Raw genomic sequence first — 19145 nt, forward strand, 5'->3', positions numbered from 1 at the left:
GCACAAGGCCGCTCCCACAGGTATTGTGCTCTACCGAAGAGCAGCACATTACCTGTGGGAGCGGCCTTGTGTCGCGAAAGGACTGCGAAGCAGTCCCAGGTTCTTTGGCCAATAACTAATCCGTCGACTTGTTAAGCGCGTAATCTCTCAACTTGTTGGCAATTGTCGTGTGCGAAACACCCAATCTTTTCCCTAACGCCCGACTACTCGAAAATTCCACCATCAAACTTTCCAGTACCGCTTTCTCAAAGCGCCCGACAATCTGCGAAAGATCCCCTTCCAATGAAAACTCGCCCAACGGCTGCCGCACGCCATAATCCGGCAGGCGTATATGCTCGCTTTTGACCACGCCGCCTTCGCATAAAGAAACCGCTTGGAACAATACGTTTTCCAATTGCCTTACATTGCCCGGCCAATGGTATTGCCCAAGTTTTTCCATTGCCGCCGGCGCCAGGCGCGGCATGGCGCAGCCGATCTGTCGGCTGGCCTGATCGAGAAAGTGCTGCACCAGCCCCTCCAGCCCATCCATGCATTCACGCAAAGGCGGAATGTGCAGCGACAATACGTTAAGGCGGTGATAAAGGTCCTGGCGAAACTCGCCACGGGCGCACAGTTCGGACAAATCCACTTGGGTCGCGCAAATCACCCGCACATCCAGGTACACCTCTTCATCGCTACCGACCCGGCGAAAGCAGCCGTCCTGCAGAAAGCGCAGCAGCTTCACCTGCAAGCGCGGGCTCATCTCCCCTACCCCATCAAGGAACAGCGTGCCACCTGCGGTCAGCTCCAGCAGCCCAAGCTTGCCTTCGGCCCGCGCTCCTTCGAATGCTCCAGGGCCGTAACCGAACAGCTCTGTCTCGGCCATCGACTCGGGCAACCCGGCGCAGTTGAGCGCCATCAGCGGCGACTGCCCACGCGGGCTGGCCAGATGGCAGGCGCGCGCCAGCAGCTCCTTGCCAGTACCGGTTTCGCCCTCGATCAGCAACGGCGCATCCAGCGGCGCCATGCGCCGCGCTTCACGCACCACCGCAGCCATCACCCGTGAGCTCTGGAAGATGCTGTCGAAACCGCGTAGCTCCTGCTTGCGCACATTGTAGATACGCTCGCCGATGCGATCCGCCCGATGCAGGGTAAGTACCGCGCCAGCCAGCGCCTCGCTCTCGTCGTGCTCGGACTGCAGCGGTGCGATATCGGCCAGGAACACATCACCCTTGACCTTGATACGCAGGCCATTGATGCGTGACTTGTTGGCCCTTACCAGCTCCGGCAGGTCGAAGTCTTCTACATAGCGCGCCAGCGGCATGCCCGGCACTTCGTCTACCCGCACCCCTAGCAACTGTGCGGCGGAACGGTTGGCGGCAACGATGCTGCCGCCCATGTCGATCGATAGCACCGGGAAATCCAGCGCCCCGAGCAGCGCATTCAGCTCCATGTGCCGGCGCTCACTGGGCATCAGGCCCACGCGCTTCACGCCAAATACCCCGGCTATGGCCTCGAACTTCGGTCGCAAGGCTTGGAACTGCAGATTGATCAGGTTCGGGCAGTGCAGGTAGATGGCGTTGCCATGGTCACCGCCCACCTCGCCACGCAGTACGTTGATGCCGTACTCGACCAGCAGGTTGAGGATGTCGCGCAGGATGCCAATGCGGTTCTGGCAATGCACTTTGATACGCATGAGGGCTCTCGAAGCGCCAATGTTTTTCAACACCGCGCGGAAAAGTCGTAAAGATAAGCTGACAAAAACTGCGCAAACATCAGCCAGATGCCTCGGATTTTCCGACACCCGCGCAACTTTGTAAAATTATCGTTACGAAAAACCCGTTTGCGACGCTTCGCGACAGCGGTCAGCCCCCGTGCAAAATCGCCGGTGAAGGGATATTTCTTGGGTATGTCCTGCACATAACAAGAAAAGCCCTCACCAGGAGAGCCTCATGAAACAGACGCAATACGTGGCACGCGAGCCCGATGCGCATGGTTTTATCGATTACCCGCAGCAAGAGCATGCGGTGTGGAACACCTTGATCACCCGCCAGCTGAAAGTGATCGAAGGCCGCGCATGCCAGGAATACCTGGACGGCATCGACCAGCTCAAGCTGCCCCATGACCGCATTCCGCAGTTGGGCGAGGTCAACAAGGTGCTGGGCGCCACCACCGGTTGGCAGGTTGCCCGGGTGCCGGCGCTGATCCCCTTCCAAACCTTCTTCGAGCTGCTGGCCAGCAAGCGCTTCCCGGTCGCCACGTTCATCCGCACCCCGGAAGAGCTGGACTACCTGCAAGAGCCCGATATCTTCCACGAGATCTTCGGCCACTGCCCGCTGCTGACCAACCCCTGGTTCGCCGAATTCACTCACACCTACGGCAAGCTCGGCCTGGCTGCGACCAAGGAACAACGCGTGTACCTGGCGCGCCTGTACTGGATGACCATCGAGTTTGGCCTGATGGAAACCCCGCAGGGCCGCAAGATCTATGGCGGCGGCATCCTCTCGTCGCCTAAAGAGACCGTCTACAGTCTGTCTGGCGAGCCCGAGCACCAGGCCTTCGACCCGATCGAGGCCATGCGTACGCCGTACCGCATCGACATCCTGCAGCCGCTGTATTTCGTGCTGCCGAACATGAAGCGCCTGTTCGACCTTGCCCATGAAGACATCATGGGCATGGTCCACGAAGCCATGAAGCTGGGCCTGCACGCACCGAAATTTCCACCCAAGGTCGCTGCCTGAGCGACCTTGCCGATAACAACTCGAACCGGAAAACACCTCATGAATGCCTTGAACCAAGCCCATTGCGAAGCCTGCCGCGCCGATGCGCCGAAAGTCACCGACGAAGAGCTGGCAGAGCTGATTCGCGAAATCCCGGACTGGAATATCGAAGTACGCGACGGCCATATGGAGCTGGAGCGCGTATTCCTGTTCAAGAACTTCAAGCACGCCCTGGCATTCACCAATGCCGTGGGCGAAATCGCCGAAGCCGAAGGCCACCACCCAGGGCTGCTGACCGAGTGGGGCAAGGTTACCGTGACCTGGTGGAGCCACTCGATCAAAGGCCTGCACCGCAACGACTTCATCATGTGTGCACGCACTGACAAGGTGGCGGAAACGGCTGAAGGCCGTAAGTAATCACTGACTGAAGGGGCCGAAAGGCCCCTTTTTTCATGAGAGAAATGTGCGCTGTTCGCCCGCAAAACCGACAAACGAACGGGAAAAAATCCAAACTGTCATCCAGACTTGTGTATCCTGCCCCAGCTTTGCGAAGCTCCAAACGCGCCTGGCGCAGACTTTTCACTCACACTTGCGAGGAACGACGAGATGCATGAGATCCCGAATCTTCCCTTCCCAAGCCTGAACCCAGAAGAGCCAACCGTGACCGTTCACGCCGAACCGGCAACTGCCGTCGAGCAGGATGGTGACGATCAATCCAGCGCTGACCAGGACTAACCGCGCATCCCCGACTGTGTGAAAACGGCTGACCTGCGGGCCACCCCCGTCATCACGTTTTCACACCGTCCTGAACACATGTAGGCCCCCATGCCCGACTCACCGCGCCCCCTTGCGGTCACCCTGCAAGTCGTTTCCATCGTTCTCTTCACCTTCATCGGCTACGTGAACATCGGCATTCCACTGGCCGTGCTACCTGGCTATGTGCATAACGACCTGGGCTTCAGCGCCGTGGTCGCTGGCCTGGTAATCAGCGTGCAATACCTGGCCACCCTGCTCAGCCGCCCTACCGCCAGCCGCATCATCGACAACCACGGCAGCAAGAAAGCCGTGATGTACGGCCTTGCCGGCTGCGGCCTCAGCGGGGTGTTCATGCTGGCGTGCGCCTTCCTCACCCACCTGCCCTGGCTGAGCCTGGCTTGCCTGCTGGTCGGCCGCCTGGTACTGGGCAGCGCTGAAAGCTTGGTGGGGTCGGGTGCGATCGGCTGGGGTATCGGCCGGGTAGGCGCCGCCAACACAGCCAAGGTCATTTCCTGGAACGGCATCGCCAGCTATGGCGCACTGGCCATCGGCGCTCCACTGGGCGTGCTGATGGTCAAGGGGCTGGGGTTGTGGAGCATGGGTGTGAGCATCATCCTGCTGTGCATCATCGGCCTGCTGCTGGCCTGGCCCAAGCAGGCCGCCCCCATCGTCAGCGGCGTACGCCTGCCATTCCTGCGGGTGCTGGGCAAGGTGTTCCCGCATGGTTCGGGCCTGGCCCTGGGCTCGATCGGCTTCGGCACCATCGCCACCTTCATCACCCTGTACTACGCCAGCCGAGGCTGGTCCGATGCGGCGTTGACCCTGAGCCTGTTCGGCGCCAGCTTCATCAGCGCGCGGCTGCTGTTCGGCAACCTGATAAACCGTATCGGCGGCTTCAGGGTGGCAATCGCCTGCCTGTCGGTGGAAACACTCGGGCTGCTGATGCTGTGGCTGGCCCCCAGTGCCGAAATGGCCTTGGCGGGTGCAGCACTGAGCGGGTTTGGTTTCTCGCTGGTGTTCCCGGCGCTGGGCGTGGAGGCAGTGAACCAGGTGTCGGCGGCCAACCGTGGGGCCGCGGTTGGGGCGTATTCACTGTTCATCGATTTGTCGCTGGGGGTGACCGGACCACTGGTGGGCGCGGTGGCGGCGGGGTTCGGGTTTGCTTCGATGTTTCTGTTTGCGGCGACTGCCGCAGCTTGCGGGCTGGTGTTGAGCTTGTATCTGTACAGACAAGCGCGGCGGCATCGAGATCATTGAAAGCAGGGGGCGCTTTGCGCCCCCGAGGCCCTGAAGGTTAACGCTGGGTGTACTGCAACACCACTTCCAGCGGGTGGCGCATCTTGCGTTCGGTCATGCGCTTGACCTGACTACGGCACGAATAACCGGTCGCCAGCGGCTCTCCTTCCTTGTCCAGCTTGGTCGCCCAGCTCTGCTCGAAGATGGTCCGCGAGGTTTCCTGATTGCGCGCTTCGTGCCCATAAGTGCCGGACATGCCGCAGCACCCCGTGGCCTCGGTCACCAGCTTCAGCCCCAAACGGGCAAACACCTGCTCCCACTGCTTGGTACTGGCCGGCACGTTGGTCTTCTCGGTGCAGTGTGCCATCAAGCGGAAGTTACCCGGTGCGGTCGGCGCCTGCTCAGGCAGCACATTCATCAGCCACTCCTGCGGCAACAGCACCTGCGGGCAACCTTCCAGGCCCGGCACCTTCTGGTACTCCTGGCGATACACCAGGGTCATCGCCGGGTCCAGGCCTACCAGCGGCACCCCGCATTCGGCCAGGGCCTTGAGCTGGGTGGCGTTGCGGATCGCCGCCTTGGCAAACGCACCCAGGAAGCCCTGCACGTGCAGCGGTTTGCCGTTGGCGCTGTAAGGCGCCAGGAACACCCGGTGGCCCAGGCGATGGGCCAGGTCGATGAAGGCCGACAGCAGCGGCGTTTCAAAGTAGCGAGTGAAGGCATCCTGCACCAGCACGATGCTGCGCTCGCGCTGGGCCGGGGTCAGCTCGCGCAGTGTCGGCACCGTGGCCACGCCAACGCGGCAGCGGGTCAGGGTGGCCTGGAAGTTGAAGCGGCTGATCAGCGGGCTGTCGACCATCCCCACCTTGTCGGCCAGCAGCTTGCTCACCCACTTCGAGCCCATCACGGCGTTGTACAGCCCCGGCGCATGGGCCAGGTACGGGATGGTGAACTCCAGCGAGCCAATCAGGTAGTCACGCAGCGGGCGCTGGTAGCGACCGTGATACAGCTCGAGGAAGCGCGAGCGGAAGTCCGGCACGTTGACCTTGATCGGGCACTGCCCGGCGCACGACTTGCACGCCAGGCAGCCGGCCATGGCGTCGTATACCTCATGGGAAAAGTCTTCCTGGCCCTGGCTGCGTGCGCGGTTATTGCGCAGGCGCGCCGGCAGGCCCTTGAGCCACGACACCTTGCTACGCGCCGCCGCCAGCACGTCGATGTTCGCCTCGCCCTGCAGGCGCAGCCACTCGCGCATCAGCGAGGCGCGGCCCTTGGGCGAATGCTGGCGTTCGCGGGTAGCTTTCCAGGATGGGCACATGGCGTCGTTGGGGTCGTAGTTGTAGCAGGCGCCGTTGCCGTTGCAGTGCACGGCACTGGGGAAGTCCTGCCACACGCGCTCGTCGATGGTACGGTCGAGGTCGCCGCGCAGGGTCACGCCATCGACCGGAGTCAGGCCCTCTGAGCTGCCCAGTGGGGTGCAGATCTTGCCGGGATTGAGCTGGTTGTGCGGGTCGAACGCACCCTTCAGACGCTGCAGCGCCGGGTACAGCTCGCCGAAGTACTCCGGCACGTATTCCGAGCGCAGGCCCTTGCCGTGCTCGCCCCACAGCAGGCCGCCGTAGCTTTTGGTCAGAGCGGCAACGGCGTCGGAAATCGGCTTGACCAATGCGGCCTGCGCCGGGTCTTTCATGTCCAGTGCCGGGCGCACGTGCAGCACGCCGGCATCGACATGGCCGAACATGCCGTAGGCCAGGCCGTAGCCATCGAGCAGCGCGCGGAAATCGGCGATGTAGTCGGCCAACTGCTCCGGCGGTACGGCGGTGTCTTCAACGAACGGCTGCGGGCGTACCTCGCCTTCGACGTTGCCCAGCAGCCCTACCGAACGTTTACGCATGGTGTACACGCGAGTGACTGCCTCCGCCCCCTCGGCAAGGGTGTGGCCCAGGCGCTCGACGCTGGTATCGCTTTGCAGGTGCTGGATGAACGCCTGCACCTTGGCGTTGACCTCAGCCGGCTCGTCGCCACAGAACTCCACCAGGTTGATACCCAGGGTCGGGCGCTCGGGGTCGGCCGGGAAGTACTCGGCAACGCTGTGCCAGACGATGTCTTTCATCGCCAGCATCAGCACCTTGGAATCAACCGTCTCGATCGACAGCGGCTTGTGCGCCATCAGCGCATTAGCGTCGCGCAGCGCGTCCATGAAGCTGGTGTAGCGTACGTTGACCAGCACCGCGTACTTGGGGATCGGCAATACGTTGAGCTTGGCTTCGACCACGTAGCCCAGCGAGCCCTCGGCGCCACACAACACGCTGTTGAGGTTGAAGCGCCCCTGCTCGTCGCGCAGGTGCGCGAGGTCGTAGCCGGTCAGGCAACGGTTGAGCTTGGGGAAGGTGGTTTCGATCAATTCGCCCTGGGTTTGCTGAATGTCCCGGGCCATGCGGTACACCTCGCCGACCCGGCCGGGCGCGGCACAGGCTTGCTCCAGCGCGGCATCGTCGATCGGCAGGCTGTGCAGGCGCTCACCACCGAGCAGCACGCTGTGCAGCTCCAGTACGTGATCGCGGGTTTTGCCGTAGGTGCAACTGCCCTGGCCACTGGCGTCGGTGTTGATCATGCCGCCAACCGTGGCGCGGTTGGAGGTGGACAGCTCAGGGGCGAAGAACAGCCCGTGCGGCTTGAGCGCAGCATTGAGCTGGTCCTTGACCGTACCGGCCTGCACCCGTACCCAACGCTCCTCGACGTTGATTTCGAGGATCTTGTTCATGTGCCGCGACAAGTCGACGACGATACCGTCGGTCAGCGACTGCCCGTTGGTGCCAGTGCCACCGCCGCGCGGGGTCAGCTTGACCTGCTGGAAGCGCGGCTCGCCCATCAGCGTGGCGACCCGCGCCACATCGTCGGCATCCAGCGGAAACACCGCCGCTTGCGGCAAGCGCTGGTAGATCGAGTTGTCGGTGGCCAGCACGGTGCGGGTAGCGTAGTCAGCACTGATCTGGCCACGGAAGCCGCTGTTGCGCAGGGCTTCGAGGAATTCGGGGTAATTGGCGCTCGGTGCAACGGTCGACAGCTGGGCGATCATCGAAGGATGGCCTCTTGATATTGGCTTATTCACGGGATTCCTGTCGCTCCGGCATGGGTTGATGCATGCAGGGATGACGTATAGGCCAATGTTCCTGTAGTTTCGCTTCAGGGGCAAATGGATAATCCTGCCGCTATCAATGACTTTTATGAATGAATTACCGCCACCTGACCCCATCCATGTCGTTGCTGCTGGCTTTCGAGGCCGCCGCCCGGCATGAAAGCTACACCCGCGCCGCTGCCGAACTGTCACTGACCCAGAGCGCGGTCAGCCGCCAGGTGCAGGCGCTGGAGCAGCAGCTGGGCCTGACCTTGTTCCGCCGTGAGGGGCGCCAAGTACAGCTGACCGATGTCGGCCGCCTGTACCAGCGTGAGCTCAGCGAGGCGCTGGGGCGCATCCGCAGCGCCACCCTGCAGGCGCTGGCCTACCAGTCGGGGGTGGGCACCTTGCGCCTGGCCACCCTGCCTACCTTCGGTTCGAAATGGCTATTGCCGAGGCTGCATGCGTTCTACAGTGCCCATCCGGGCATGCTGGTACACATTCATTCACGCATCGAAGCCATCAACTTCGACACCAGCGAAATCGACGCTGCCATCGGCGTGGCCAGCCACGACCTGCCGGGGCTGATCTGCCATCGCCTGCATGCCGAGGAACTGGTGGTGATCCTGCCGCCCGAGGCTGGCGCGGCCAGCCAGAACTGGAGCCCGACAAGGATCAGTGAAGAGGTGTTGTTGAATGTGGCCAACAACCCACACGCCTGGGGCGAGTGGTTTTCGCACCATGGCCTGCCGCACCGGTCGATGCGCCTGGGCCCGAGTTTCGAACTGACCTCGCACCTGATCCAGGCGGTGCGCGCCGGGATTGGTATCGGGCTGGTGCCGCGCATTCTGGTGGAGGAAGAGTTGGCCAAAGGTGAGCTGTACAGCCCGGGGGTGGCGTTTGCCAGCCAGCGCAGTTATTACCTGATCTACCCGCCCAGGAATGAGGCCTTGCCTTCGCTACGGGCATTCAGGAGCTGGTTGCTGGAGCAAATCTGAAGCACAGGCAACGAAAAACCCCAAGCCGGTCACCAGACTTGGGGTTTCTGCATGCTGCCGTAGCTACGTTACTTGGCCACGTGACCCGCAGCACCACCGGCATTGAGCTTGCGGCGCGGCTTGACCATGTAGATCACAAACATCCCGAACAGCCAGAACGGAATGGCATACACCGACACCTGAATACCCGGGATCATCAGCATGATGCCAAGGATCAGCACCACGAAGGCCAGTACCAGGTAGTTGCCGTAGGGGTACCACAGCGCCTTGAACAGCGGCTTCTGGCCGGTACGGTCGAGGTGCTGACGGAACTTCAGGTGCGAATAGCTGATCATCGCCCAGTTGATCACCAGGGTCGCCACTACCAGCGACATCAGCAGCTCCAAGGCGTTCTGAGGCATCAGGTAGTTGAGCAGCACGGCGACGAAGGTAAAGGCAGCCGACACCAGGATCGAACGCACTGGCACGCCACGCTTGTCGACTTTGGCCAGCGACGCCGGGGCATCGCCCTGCTCGGCCATGCCCAACAGCATGCGGGCATTGCAGTAGGTGCCGCTGTTGTACACCGACAGCGCAGCGGTCAGTACCACGAAGTTCAACAGGTGGGCGGCCACGTCACTGCCCAGCAGCGAGAACACCTGCACGAACGGGCTGCTGCCGTAGCTGCCACCCGAGGCATCGATGCTGGCGACCAGGTTGTCCCACGGGGTCAGCGACAGCAGCACCACCAAGGCACCCACATAGAAGATCAGGATGCGGTAGATGACCTGGTTGATCGCTTTGGGGATCACGGACTTCGGCTTGTCGGCCTCGGCGGCGGTAAAGCCGAGCATTTCCAGGCCACCAAAGGAGAACATGATGAACGCCAGGGCCATCACCAGCCCGCTGACACCGTTCGGGAAGAAGCCGCCATGGGACCACAGGTTGGCGACAGTGGCGTCCGGGCCGCCGCTGCCGCTGGTGAGCAGGTAGGCACCCAGGCCGATCATGCTGACGATGGCGACCACCTTGATGATGGCAAACCAGAATTCAGCTTCACCGAAGAACTTCACGTTCATCAGGTTGATGGCGTTGATCAGCACGAAGAACGCCGCCGCCGTGACCCAGGTAGGGATTTCCGGCCACCAGTAGTGAACATACTTGCCGACCGCCGAAAGCTCCGACATGCCCACCAGGATGTACAGCACCCAGCAGTTCCAGCCCGACAGGAAGCCGGCGAAACCACCCCAGTAGGTATGGGCGAAATGGCTGAACGAGCCGGCCACCGGCTCTTCGACGATCATTTCGCCAAGCTGGCGCATGATCATGAAGGCGATGAAGCCGCAAATGGCGTAGCCAAGAATCATTGACGGGCCGGCGGATTTCATCACGCCTGCCGAGCCGAGGAACAGGCCAGTACCAATCGCACCACCCAGGGCGATCAATTGGATATGGCGGTTCTTCAGGCCCCGCTTTAGCTCGCCTGAATGCATGTTTTGTCCACTCATGAACGAAGTCACCTGCATTGTTTTTATCTGTGACGGAATCGGACCCACCGCGCTCGTGGCGCAGCGGAATGGGCAAGGTGGTTACCTTGGGTTTCTTGACCTCAGGTGCCGCCGGGGCGGGTCAACCAGGCGTGATCAAGAGTGCGCGGTACGCAAAAGGGTCACAGGTAAAACGCGGCGCACTGTATACCCCTGCAAGCGCGCAGGCGTCAACGCGTTGCGTCCTTCCATCCGGAAAAAACGCAGCGATCCTGTGGTGTGGGCCTTGAAAGGCGGAGTGATCGGCGTACATGGCGCCTCCATTTGTTGTTTTGTCAGCCCGGCTCTGTGGATGGGCTCTTGCACACGGCAATGGCGGCTATAACACCGTGGGGACGGGGGTTTGGGCAAGGGCGAGCAGTGCCGCTACGGCTGCTTTGGCCTGCGGGCGCCGGCAAGGTTTGTTTACAGGATCGGATGCGATCTGAAATGCAGACTGAAAACGGCTGCATTCGTAAAAATTTCTTTACAGGCCGGTTCAAGAACTTGCCAGTCGTCAGAAAAATTCTTTTTGTTCAATATCTTGGGGCTGCTGCGCAGCCTCAGGTTTCCACAGACATAAAAAAACCAGCCCGAAGGCTGGTTTCTTGTTTACCACACCGGCTTGTCAGCCACGCGGCTTGCCGCGGCCACGGCCTGCCGGCTTGTCACCCTCCGGCTTGCCCGGACGCTTGCGCATTTCGCTCGGACGCTCGGCCACCGTGCTGCCACGGGTGTTCTTACGCGGGGCCTCTTCACGCGGTTGGCGCGCCGGGCGCTCGCCGGTGGCTGCACCTTCGTGAGCCGGGCGCAGGTTGCGCACGCGCTCACCACGGCCCAGCGGGCGGGTCGACTTGCGCTGCAGGCGCTCCATCTTGTCCTTGGCCTTGAGCTTCATGGCAGGCAGCGCGACTGGCTGCAGGCCCACTTCGGCGGCGAGGATGTCGATTTCACCCTGGGTCATTTCACGCCAGCGGCCCATCGGCAGGTCGGAGTTGAGGAACACCGGACCGAAACGCACACGCTTCAGGCGGCTGACCACCATGCCCTGGGATTCCCACAGGCGACGCACTTCACGGTTACGGCCTTCCATCACCACGCAGTGGTACCAGTGGTTGAAGCCTTCGCCACCCGGTGCCTTCTGGATGTCGGTGAACTTCGCCGGGCCGTCTTCCAGCATCACCCCGGCTTTCAGGCGTTCGATCATCTCGTCGTCGACTTCACCACGCACACGCACCGCGTACTCACGGTCCATCTCGTAGGACGGGTGCATCAGGCGGTTGGCCAGCTCACCGTCGGTGGTGAACAGCAGCAACCCGGTGGTGTTGATGTCGAGGCGGCCGATGTTGATCCAGCGGCCTTCTTTTGGCCGTGGCAGGCGGTCGAACACGGTCGGGCGGCCTTCCGGGTCGTCACGGGTGCAGATTTCGCCATCGGGCTTGTTGTACATGATCACCCGGCGGGTGGCCTCGGCGGCTTCCTCGCGCTTGATCAGCTTGCCGTCAACGGCAATGGCATCGTGCAGGTCGACGCGCTGGCCGAGGGTGGCCTCGACGCCGTTGACCTTGATGCGGCCCTGGCTGATCCAGGCCTCGACGTCACGGCGCGAGCCCACGCCAATGCGCGCCAGCACTTTCTGCAGCTTTTCGCCGGATGGAGGGGTGATTTCGGTATCTTGCAGGTCTTGCTCACTCATCTGGGCACCTCCCGGTGTAGGAATGAAAACAGGTTCTTGGCGACGAACGCGCCAAAAGGTCGCGCATCATACGCGGTTCAGGGGGATAACGCACTGGAGGGTAGAGGGTTTTATGGGCTTTGGCAGGGGTTTCTGCCTAATGGTGGTGCATTGGCAGTGCCGGCCCTTTCGCGGGTAAACCCGCCCCCACAGGTACTGCATCACTTTCAAGGCCTGTGGTATCCCTGTGGGAGCGGGTTTACCCGCGAAGAGGCCGTCACAGGCAGCAGCAGGTCAGGGCTGCAACTTGCCCTCTTCTTCCGCGGAAGCCTCAGGCTCATCCTCGCGCAAGTCATCAAAATCGGTCTTCAGCCCCTCTTCCATGGCATCCAGCTCCACCAACAGGCTACGGAAGCTGGTCTCTTCCTTCGGCTCGCCAGCCTCTTCCTCCTCGCCCAGGCTGGCATCCGCCAACGCCTGCAAGTGCGCCGGCACTGGCGCATCGTCCGGGTCGAGCAGCGGCTCGGGCTCCATTTCGCGCAACTCGGCCAAAGCCGGCAGCTCCTCTAGGCTCTTGAGGTTGAAATGGTCGAGAAACGCCTTGGTGGTGGCGAACATCGCCGGCCGACCCGGTACTTCCCGATAGCCCACCACGCGGATCCACTCGCGCTCCATCATGGTCTTGATGATGTTGCTGTTCACTGCAACACCCCGCACGTCTTCAATCTCGCCACGGGTGATCGGTTGGCGGTAGGCGATCAAGGCCAAGGTTTCGAGCAACGCACGCGAATAGCGTTGCGGGCGTTCTTCCCACAGGCGCCCGACCCAGGGCGCATAGTCCTCGCGGATCTGCAGGCGGTAACCGCTGGCCACTTCCTTGAGCTCGAAGGCACGGCCGCTGCACGACTTGCCCAGTACCTCCAGGGCCTGCTTGAACACGTGCGGCTCGGGACGCTCGGCCTCATCGAGCAGCTCGTACAGGCGCTCCAGGGATTGCGGCTTGCCCGATGCCAGCAAAAAAGCTTCGATCAGCGACGCCAGGTCGCGGGGGTCATTCAAATTCATCAGGTTCTTCAACAAGCGCCGGGCGAAGCCGCACATGGATGGCGGCGAAGGGTTCATTCTGCACCAGTTCGATCAGCGATTCCTTCACCAGTTCGAGCACCGCCATGAAGGTGACCACCACCCCCAGCTTGCCCTCTTCGGCGGCGAACAGCTCGACGAATGGCACGAACGCACCGCCCTTGAGGCGCTCCAGTACCTGGCTCATGCGCTCGCGGGTGGACAGCGTCTCACGGCTGATCTGATGGCTTTCAAACAGGTCGTTGCGTCGCATCACCTCGGCCATGGACATCAGCAACTCTTCCAGGCTGACCTGCGGCAACAGCTTGCGCACCTTGGCCTGCGGTGCTTCCAGGCGCGGCACCACGACATCGCGCCCCACCCGTGGCAGTTCATCGATGCCCTCGGCCGCGGCCTTGAAACGCTCGTACTCCTGCAGGCGGCGAATCAGTTCGGCACGCGGGTCGCCCTCTTCCTCCTCGACGTCGGCAGAGCGCGGCAGCAGCATGCGCGACTTGATCTCGGCGAGCATGGCGGCCATCACCAGGTACTCGGCGGCCAGTTCCAGGCGCACGCTTTTCATCAATTCCACGTAGCCCATGTACTGCCGGGTAATCTCGGCCACGGGGATGTCGAGGATGTCGATGTTCTGCTTGCGGATCAGGTACAGCAACAGGTCCAGCGGGCCTTCGAAGGCTTCGAGGATGACTTCCAGGGCGTCTGGTGGGATGTACAGGTCCAGCGGCAGTTCGGTCAGGGCTTCGCCGTAGACCAAAGCCAGTTGCAGTTGCCGAGGCAACTCGGCCTGTTCGGCCGGTGCCTCGGGCGCTTCCACCTGGCTCACGCGTTGACCAGGAACGGCGTGGGGTCGCCGCAACCTTCGCGGATCAGTTCCGGTTCGTCGCCGGACAGGTCGATGATGGTCGACGCCTTGAGATCGCCGAAGCCGCCGTCGATCACCAGGTCGACATGGTGCTCCAGCCGCTCACGGATCTCGTAGGGGTCGGTCATCGGCTCGCTGTCGCCCGGCAGGATCAGGCTCACGCTCATCAGTGGCTCGCCCAACTCGGCCAGCAAGGCCAGGGTAATGACGTGGTTCGGTACACGCAGCCCGATGGTGCGGCGCTTGTCGTGCAACAGCAGGCGCGGCACTTCACGCGTGCCGTTGAGAATGAACGTGTAAGGCCCCGGTACATGCGCCTTGAGCAGGCGAAAAGTGCCGGTATCGACCTTGGCGTACAAGCCCAGTTGCGACATGTCGCAGCACATCAGGGTGAAGTTGTGCGTCTTGTCCAGCCCGCGCAGGCGCCGCACCCGCTCGATGGCGTTCTTGTCGCCCATCTGGCAACCCAGGGCATAGGCCGAATCCGTCGGATACACCACCACCCCCCCCTTGCGGATGATCTCGACGGCCTGTTTTATCAAGCGCGCCTGTGGGTTCTCCGGATGAATCTGGAAAAATTGGCTCACGTAGTCGTCCTGTTCATAGCGCCAAAGGCTGTTCATGGCTGAATCGACGCCACAAAGGTGGCAGGTCCTCGGGCAAAGGCCGATAGGCACCAATCTCGCCCCAGGTGCCGGGGCCGTGGAAGTCACTGCCAGCGCTTGCCAGCAGGCCGAACTCACGGGTAAGGATGGACATGGTGCCCACTTGCTCGGCAGGCATCATCCCATTGACCACCTCAAGCGCCTGCCCTCCTGCCTGAATATAGTCGGCAATCAGCCGTCTGCGCTTGCTGCGGGTCAGATCGTAATGCATGGGATGCGCCAGGCTTACCCAAGCGTTGGACTGCCTTAGCGTGGCAACGGTTTCGTCAAGGGACGGCCAGTGCTGCTTGACGTCGCCCAGCTTACCGGCGCCCAGCCACTTGCGAAACGCTTCGCCCCGGTCCTTGACGTGCCCGGCACGCACCAGGTGCTCGGCAAAATGCGGGCGCGCCGGTGCGTTGCCGCTGTCACCCAGTTCTTGCTGCACGGCGCGCGCACCTTCAAGGGTGCCGGGCATGCCTTTGCCCGCCAACCGTTTGTCTATTTCTTCGGCGCGCAACCAGCGGCCGCGGTGCAATGCCTCGATCGCAGCCAGCAACGGCGGTGCGTCGAGTGGGAAGTCATAGCCCAGCACATGGATGGTCGCACCACCCCAGGTGCAGGACAACTCTACCCCGCTGACCCAGCGCATCCCCAGGTCAACGCAGGCCTGGCGCGCTTCAGGCAGGCCTTCGATGGTGTCATGGTCAGTCAGTGCCAGCGTTTGCACCCCGTGCTCATGGGCCCGGGCAACCAGTACCGAAGGCGACAGGGCGCCGTCGGAGGCCGTGCTGTGACAGTGCAGATCAACATTCATGGGGGAGCGCTTTCGCTGGATTCGATGTTTGTTATTATGCCGTCACATCCCGATTCTGGCTGCCATTGTGAAACAATTCATCGATTTCATCCCGCTGCTGCTGTTCTTCATCGTCTACAAGCTCGACCCGCGCCCCATGGAGGTCGCCGGCCACAGCTTCGAATTCGGCGGTATCTACAGCGCCACGGCCATGCTGATCATCAGCTCGCTGGTGGTGTACGGTGCGCTGTTCCTGCGCCAGCGCAAGCTGGAAAAGGGCCAGTGGCTAACCCTGATCGCCTGCCTGGTGTTTGGCGGCCTGACCCTGACCTTCCACAGCGAAACCTTCCTCAAGTGGAAAGCACCCGTGGTGAACTGGTTGTTCGCCCTGGGCTTTGCCGGCAGCCACTTCATCGGCGACCGGGTGCTGATCAAGCGCATCATGGGCCATGCCCTGACCCTGCCGGATGCCATCTGGTCGCGCTTGAACCTGGCGTGGATCGCTTTCTTCCTGTTCTGCGGCGCGGCCAACCTGTTCGTCGCCTTCACCTTCCAGGACTTCTGGGTGGACTTCAAGGTGTTCGGCAGCCTGGGCATGACCGTGATCTTCCTGGTGGCGCAAGGCGTGTACCTGTCGCGCCACCTGCACGACGACCCTTCTACCTCCAAACCCAAGGATTGACATGCTCTACGCCATTATCGCCAGCGACGTCGCAAACTCCCTGGAAAAGCGCCTGGCTGCCCGCCCGGCGCACATCGAACGCCTGCAGCAGCTCAAGGCCGAAGGCCGCGTGGTGCTGGCCGGCCCACACCCGGCCATCGACAGCAACGACCCGGGCGAAGCAGGGTTCAGCGGTAGCCTGATCGTTGCCGAATTCGAATCGCTGGCGGCGGCGCAGGCCTGGGCCGATGCCGATCCGTACATTGCCGCAGGCGTCTACGACAAGGTAGTGGTCAAGCCGTTCAAGCAAGTACTGCCTTGATCTGAAGCCGCACAGCTTTTTTGCGCTCAAGCCCGCGAAGAAGCTGATGCGGTATTGGCAGTTATACGGTTGCCATCAGTCTGCGGTATCTTTGCCACTGGCGGGCCGAATAGCCGCCGTCAATGGTTGAATTGAGTGAGTCATGAGCGAGCTGTTACTGATTGATGATGACCAGGAACTGTGCGAGCTGCTCGGCAGCTGGCTGACCCAGGAAGGGTTCACGGTGCGTGCCTGCCACGATGGCCAGAGCGCACGCCGGGCCCTGGCCGAGCATGCCCCTGCTGCCGTGGTGCTGGATGTGATGTTGCCCGACGGCAGCGGCCTGGAGCTGCTCAAACAGCTGCGCAGCGAGCATGCCGAGCTGCCGGTACTGATGCTGTCAGCCCGTGGCGAGCCGCTGGACCGCATCCTCGGCCTGGAACTGGGCGCCGACGACTACCTGGCCAAACCTTGCGACCCGCGTGAGCTCACCGCTCGCCTGCGCGCGGTACTTCGCCGCAGCCACCCCACCGCCACCACCAGTCAAGTGGAGCTGGGTGACCTGGTGTACAGCCCTGCACGTGGCGTGGCCAGTATCGATGGCCGCGAAATGACCCTGACCCTGTCCGAAAGCCGCATCCTCGAAGCCCTGCTGCGCCAGCCCGGCGAGCCACTGGACAAACAGGAACTCGCGCAGATCGGCCTGGGCCGCAAATTGACCCTGTATGACCGCAGCCTGGACATGCATGTCAGCAACCTGCGCAAGAAGATCGGCCCGCATGCCGATGGCCGGCCACGCATCGTGGCATTGCGTAGCCGTGGTTATTACTACTGCCTCTGAGCATCTTTACCGAGCCTTTACCATCCCCTGACTGCGCTTGACGGTGATCTCCCTAGACTGTGCTCATCCGGTAACCACCGGCCTATGAAAGGAGAGACACCATGCGCAAGACCCTTATCGCCCTGATGTTCGCCGCCGCTCTGCCGACCGTGGCCATGGCCATGCCTGACGGCGGCCCGCGCCACGACGGCCCGCATCATCGCGGTGATGCGCCTTTCCACCAACTGGACCTGAGCCGCGACCAGCGCCAGCAGATCGGCAAGCTGATGGGCGAGCAGATGCAACAGCGCCGCGACATTACGGAGCGCTACCTGGCCAAACTGCCGGCCGCCGACCAGAAAGCCATGAAGGACGAACTGCAGGCCAACCGCGACAAGACCGACAGCGCGGTACGCAACCTGCTCAAGCCTGACCAGCAGAAGAAGTTCGACGAACTGCAAAAGGAACGCGCCGCCAAGAAAGCCGAGTGGCAGGAGTTCCAGGCCTGGAAAGCTGAAAAAGGCACCAAGGCCCAGTAAGCTGTCCACCCCATGCCCGGCCCGCGTCACTGCGGGCCGGGCTTTTCCCGTTTAGGAGGTGCACTTGCGTTCACTGTTCTGGCGCATCCTGGCCAGCTTCTGGCTCGCCATCACCCTGGTCGCCGGGCTGTCGATCCTGCTGGGCCACATGCTCAACCAGGACGCCTGGATCCTTAGCCGCCATCCGGGCCTGAATACCCTGGCCAGCAAGTGGGCCAAGCATTACGAGCAGGAAGGCCTGGATTCGGCTCAGCACTTCCTGGAAAGGCGCAAAGATCGCTACAAGATCGACGTGCAGGTGCTCGACGACAGTGGCGAGGCCGTGGTGCCCGGGACCTTCCCGCGCCGTGCGGCCGCCTTCGAGGCGCGTCAGCACAATGACCAGCGACGCCTGCCATGGCGTCGGCTGACCGAGGAATACACCAGCCCCGAGACCGGCGATACCTACTTGCTGATCTACCGCATCCCTCACCCGGCGCTGGATGCCTGGCACCGCGAGAGCCTGATGTGGCCGCTCAGTGCACTGGGCATTGCCCTGGTCGTGCTGACCCTGTTCAGCCTGCTCGTAACCCTGTCCATCACCCGCCCGTTAAGCCGCCTGCGCAGCGCTGTACACGACCTGGGCCAGACCACCTACCAGCAGAACAGCCTGGCGCGTCTGGCTGCGCGGCGTGACGAGTTCGGCGTGCTGGCCAAGGACTTCAACAAGATGGGGGCGCGCCTGCAAAGCACCATCGGCAGCCAGCGCCAGCTGCTGCGCGACGTGTCTCACGAGCTACGCTCGCCCCTGGCCAGGCTGCGCATCGCCCTGGCCTTGGCCGAGCGCGCAGGGCCCGAGCAGCGGGAGACCCTGTGGCCGCGCCTGACCCGCGAATGCGACCGCCTGGAAGACCTGATCAGCGAAATTCTCGCCCTGGCCCGAGTGGATGCCGAACAGGCTCATGCCGAACCGGTCGACCTCAACGCCCTGCTCGGCAGCGTGCGCAAGGACGCCCTGCTCAGTGCGCCGGACCAGGATGTGCGCCTGGAGGCGCAACCGGGGTTGACCTTGCAGGGTTGGCCAACGCTGATCGAGCGGGCCGTGGACAACCTGCTGCGCAATGCCCTGCGCTTCAACCCGGTAGGGCAGCCGGTCGAAGTCAGCGCCGTGCGTGAACAGGACCGTATTGTGATCAGCGTGCGTGACCATGGCCCCGGGGCGGCAGCGGAGCACCTGGCACAACTGGGCGAACCGTTCTTCCGCGCACCGGGGCAGGACGCGCCGGGGCATGGGCTGGGGCTGGCGATTGCGCGCAAGGCGGCGGAGCGCCATGGCGGGAGCCTGGTGCTGGACAATCACCCACAGGAAGGATTTGTAGCTCGGCTGGAGTTGCCCCTGGCTGATGCGGCTGGCAGTTGATGTGATGTAAAGGCCACTGACCTCTTCGCGGGTAAACCCGCGAAGAGGCCGGA

General features: G+C 62.5%; 18 protein-coding genes. 10 read left to right on the top strand and 8 right to left on the bottom strand.

Going from position 1 to position 19145, the window contains the following annotated elements; translation table 11 throughout:
* Positions 1-115: 115 nt before the first annotated feature.
* Positions 116-1675 (bottom strand): sigma-54-dependent transcriptional regulator, encoded by a 1560-nt coding sequence (locus ACNQP3_RS20870; RefSeq protein WP_060492931.1) that lies wholly within the window; start codon positions 1673-1675, stop codon positions 116-118.
* 256 nt (positions 1676-1931) lie between these two features.
* On the opposite strand from ACNQP3_RS20870, the gene phhA reads away from it, so the two are divergent.
* The 4 genes from phhA (at position 1932) to ACNQP3_RS20890 (ending at position 4712) form a co-directional block, all read left to right on the top strand.
* Positions 1932-2720, top strand: a complete 789-nt coding sequence (gene phhA, locus ACNQP3_RS20875) for a phenylalanine 4-monooxygenase (protein ID WP_012273572.1) — start codon at positions 1932-1934, stop codon at positions 2718-2720.
* A 39-nt stretch (positions 2721-2759) separates the two neighbouring features.
* Positions 2760-3116 (top strand): 4a-hydroxytetrahydrobiopterin dehydratase, encoded by a 357-nt coding sequence (locus ACNQP3_RS20880; RefSeq protein WP_003254532.1) that lies wholly within the window; start codon positions 2760-2762, stop codon positions 3114-3116.
* Positions 3117-3305: 189 nt separating this feature from the next.
* Positions 3306-3434 carry a hypothetical protein gene (locus tag ACNQP3_RS20885; protein WP_264316444.1) on the top strand — a complete coding sequence of 43 codons (129 nt, stop codon included), beginning with the start codon at positions 3306-3308 and terminating at the stop codon, positions 3432-3434.
* Between the two features lie 90 nt (positions 3435-3524).
* The gene (locus ACNQP3_RS20890) at positions 3525-4712 is read left to right on the top strand and encodes an MFS transporter (RefSeq protein WP_264316445.1); all 1188 of its coding nucleotides are present in this window, start codon (positions 3525-3527) and stop codon (positions 4710-4712) included.
* Positions 4713-4749: 37 nt separating this feature from the next.
* On the opposite strand, the gene ACNQP3_RS20895 is transcribed toward ACNQP3_RS20890, so the two are convergent.
* Positions 4750-7770, bottom strand: a complete 3021-nt coding sequence (locus tag ACNQP3_RS20895) for an FAD-binding and (Fe-S)-binding domain-containing protein (protein WP_264316446.1) — start codon at positions 7768-7770, stop codon at positions 4750-4752.
* Positions 7771-7922: 152 nt separating this feature from the next.
* Here ACNQP3_RS20895 and ACNQP3_RS20900 point away from each other — a divergent pair, with 152 nt between their 5' ends.
* A complete protein-coding gene (locus ACNQP3_RS20900) occupies positions 7923-8807 on the top strand; it encodes a LysR substrate-binding domain-containing protein (RefSeq protein ID WP_012273577.1) in 885 nt (294 codons plus the stop codon).
* Between the two features lie 68 nt (positions 8808-8875).
* Here ACNQP3_RS20900 and ACNQP3_RS20905 read toward each other — a convergent pair whose 3' ends face one another.
* The 6 genes from ACNQP3_RS20905 to ACNQP3_RS20930 all read right to left on the bottom strand — a co-directional run bounded on the left by ACNQP3_RS20905 (position 8876) and on the right by ACNQP3_RS20930 (position 15393).
* Positions 8876-10294 (bottom strand): amino acid permease, encoded by a 1419-nt coding sequence (locus tag ACNQP3_RS20905; protein WP_176729487.1) that lies wholly within the window; start codon positions 10292-10294, stop codon positions 8876-8878.
* A gap of 646 nt (positions 10295-10940) precedes the next feature.
* On the bottom strand, positions 10941-12008 hold the full coding sequence (gene rluB, locus ACNQP3_RS20910; RefSeq protein WP_060492934.1) for a 23S rRNA pseudouridine(2605) synthase RluB: 1068 nt from the start codon (positions 12006-12008) through the stop codon (positions 10941-10943).
* A gap of 273 nt (positions 12009-12281) precedes the next feature.
* The gene (gene scpB, locus ACNQP3_RS20915; RefSeq protein ID WP_012273580.1) at positions 12282-13052 is read right to left on the bottom strand and encodes an SMC-Scp complex subunit ScpB; all 771 of its coding nucleotides are present in this window, start codon (positions 13050-13052) and stop codon (positions 12282-12284) included.
* Positions 13039-13764 (bottom strand): segregation and condensation protein A, encoded by a 726-nt coding sequence (locus ACNQP3_RS20920; protein WP_171577266.1) that lies wholly within the window; start codon positions 13762-13764, stop codon positions 13039-13041. Before ACNQP3_RS20920 ends, scpB begins: the two co-directional genes overlap by 14 nt.
* A gap of 125 nt (positions 13765-13889) precedes the next feature.
* Positions 13890-14519, bottom strand: a complete 630-nt coding sequence (locus tag ACNQP3_RS20925; protein WP_041166767.1) for an L-threonylcarbamoyladenylate synthase — start codon at positions 14517-14519, stop codon at positions 13890-13892.
* A gap of 13 nt (positions 14520-14532) precedes the next feature.
* Entirely contained in the window at positions 14533-15393 is an 861-nt protein-coding gene (locus ACNQP3_RS20930; RefSeq protein WP_060515584.1) for a PHP domain-containing protein, read from the bottom strand.
* A 67-nt stretch (positions 15394-15460) separates the two neighbouring features.
* On the opposite strand from ACNQP3_RS20930, the gene ACNQP3_RS20935 reads away from it, so the two are divergent.
* The 5 genes from ACNQP3_RS20935 to ACNQP3_RS20955 all read left to right on the top strand — a co-directional run bounded on the left by ACNQP3_RS20935 (position 15461) and on the right by ACNQP3_RS20955 (position 19092).
* Positions 15461-16054: a septation protein A gene (locus tag ACNQP3_RS20935; RefSeq protein ID WP_060492935.1), complete on the top strand. Its 594-nt coding sequence runs from the start codon at positions 15461-15463 to the stop codon at positions 16052-16054.
* 1 nt (position 16055) lies between these two features.
* A complete protein-coding gene (locus ACNQP3_RS20940; protein WP_012273585.1) occupies positions 16056-16355 on the top strand; it encodes a YciI family protein in 300 nt (99 codons plus the stop codon).
* A 142-nt stretch (positions 16356-16497) separates the two neighbouring features.
* Positions 16498-17175, top strand: a complete 678-nt coding sequence (locus tag ACNQP3_RS20945; protein WP_012273586.1) for a response regulator transcription factor — start codon at positions 16498-16500, stop codon at positions 17173-17175.
* A gap of 101 nt (positions 17176-17276) precedes the next feature.
* On the top strand, positions 17277-17693 hold the full coding sequence (locus tag ACNQP3_RS20950; RefSeq protein WP_060515583.1) for a Spy/CpxP family protein refolding chaperone: 417 nt from the start codon (positions 17277-17279) through the stop codon (positions 17691-17693).
* Between the two features lie 58 nt (positions 17694-17751).
* Entirely contained in the window at positions 17752-19092 is a 1341-nt protein-coding gene (locus ACNQP3_RS20955) for a sensor histidine kinase (RefSeq protein ID WP_012273588.1), read from the top strand.
* Positions 19093-19145: the final 53 nt, after the last annotated feature.

It is taken from the genome of Pseudomonas sp. LFS074 (assembly GCF_047978165.1).
Classification (GTDB): Bacteria; Pseudomonadota; Gammaproteobacteria; order Pseudomonadales; family Pseudomonadaceae; genus Aquipseudomonas; species Aquipseudomonas putida_P.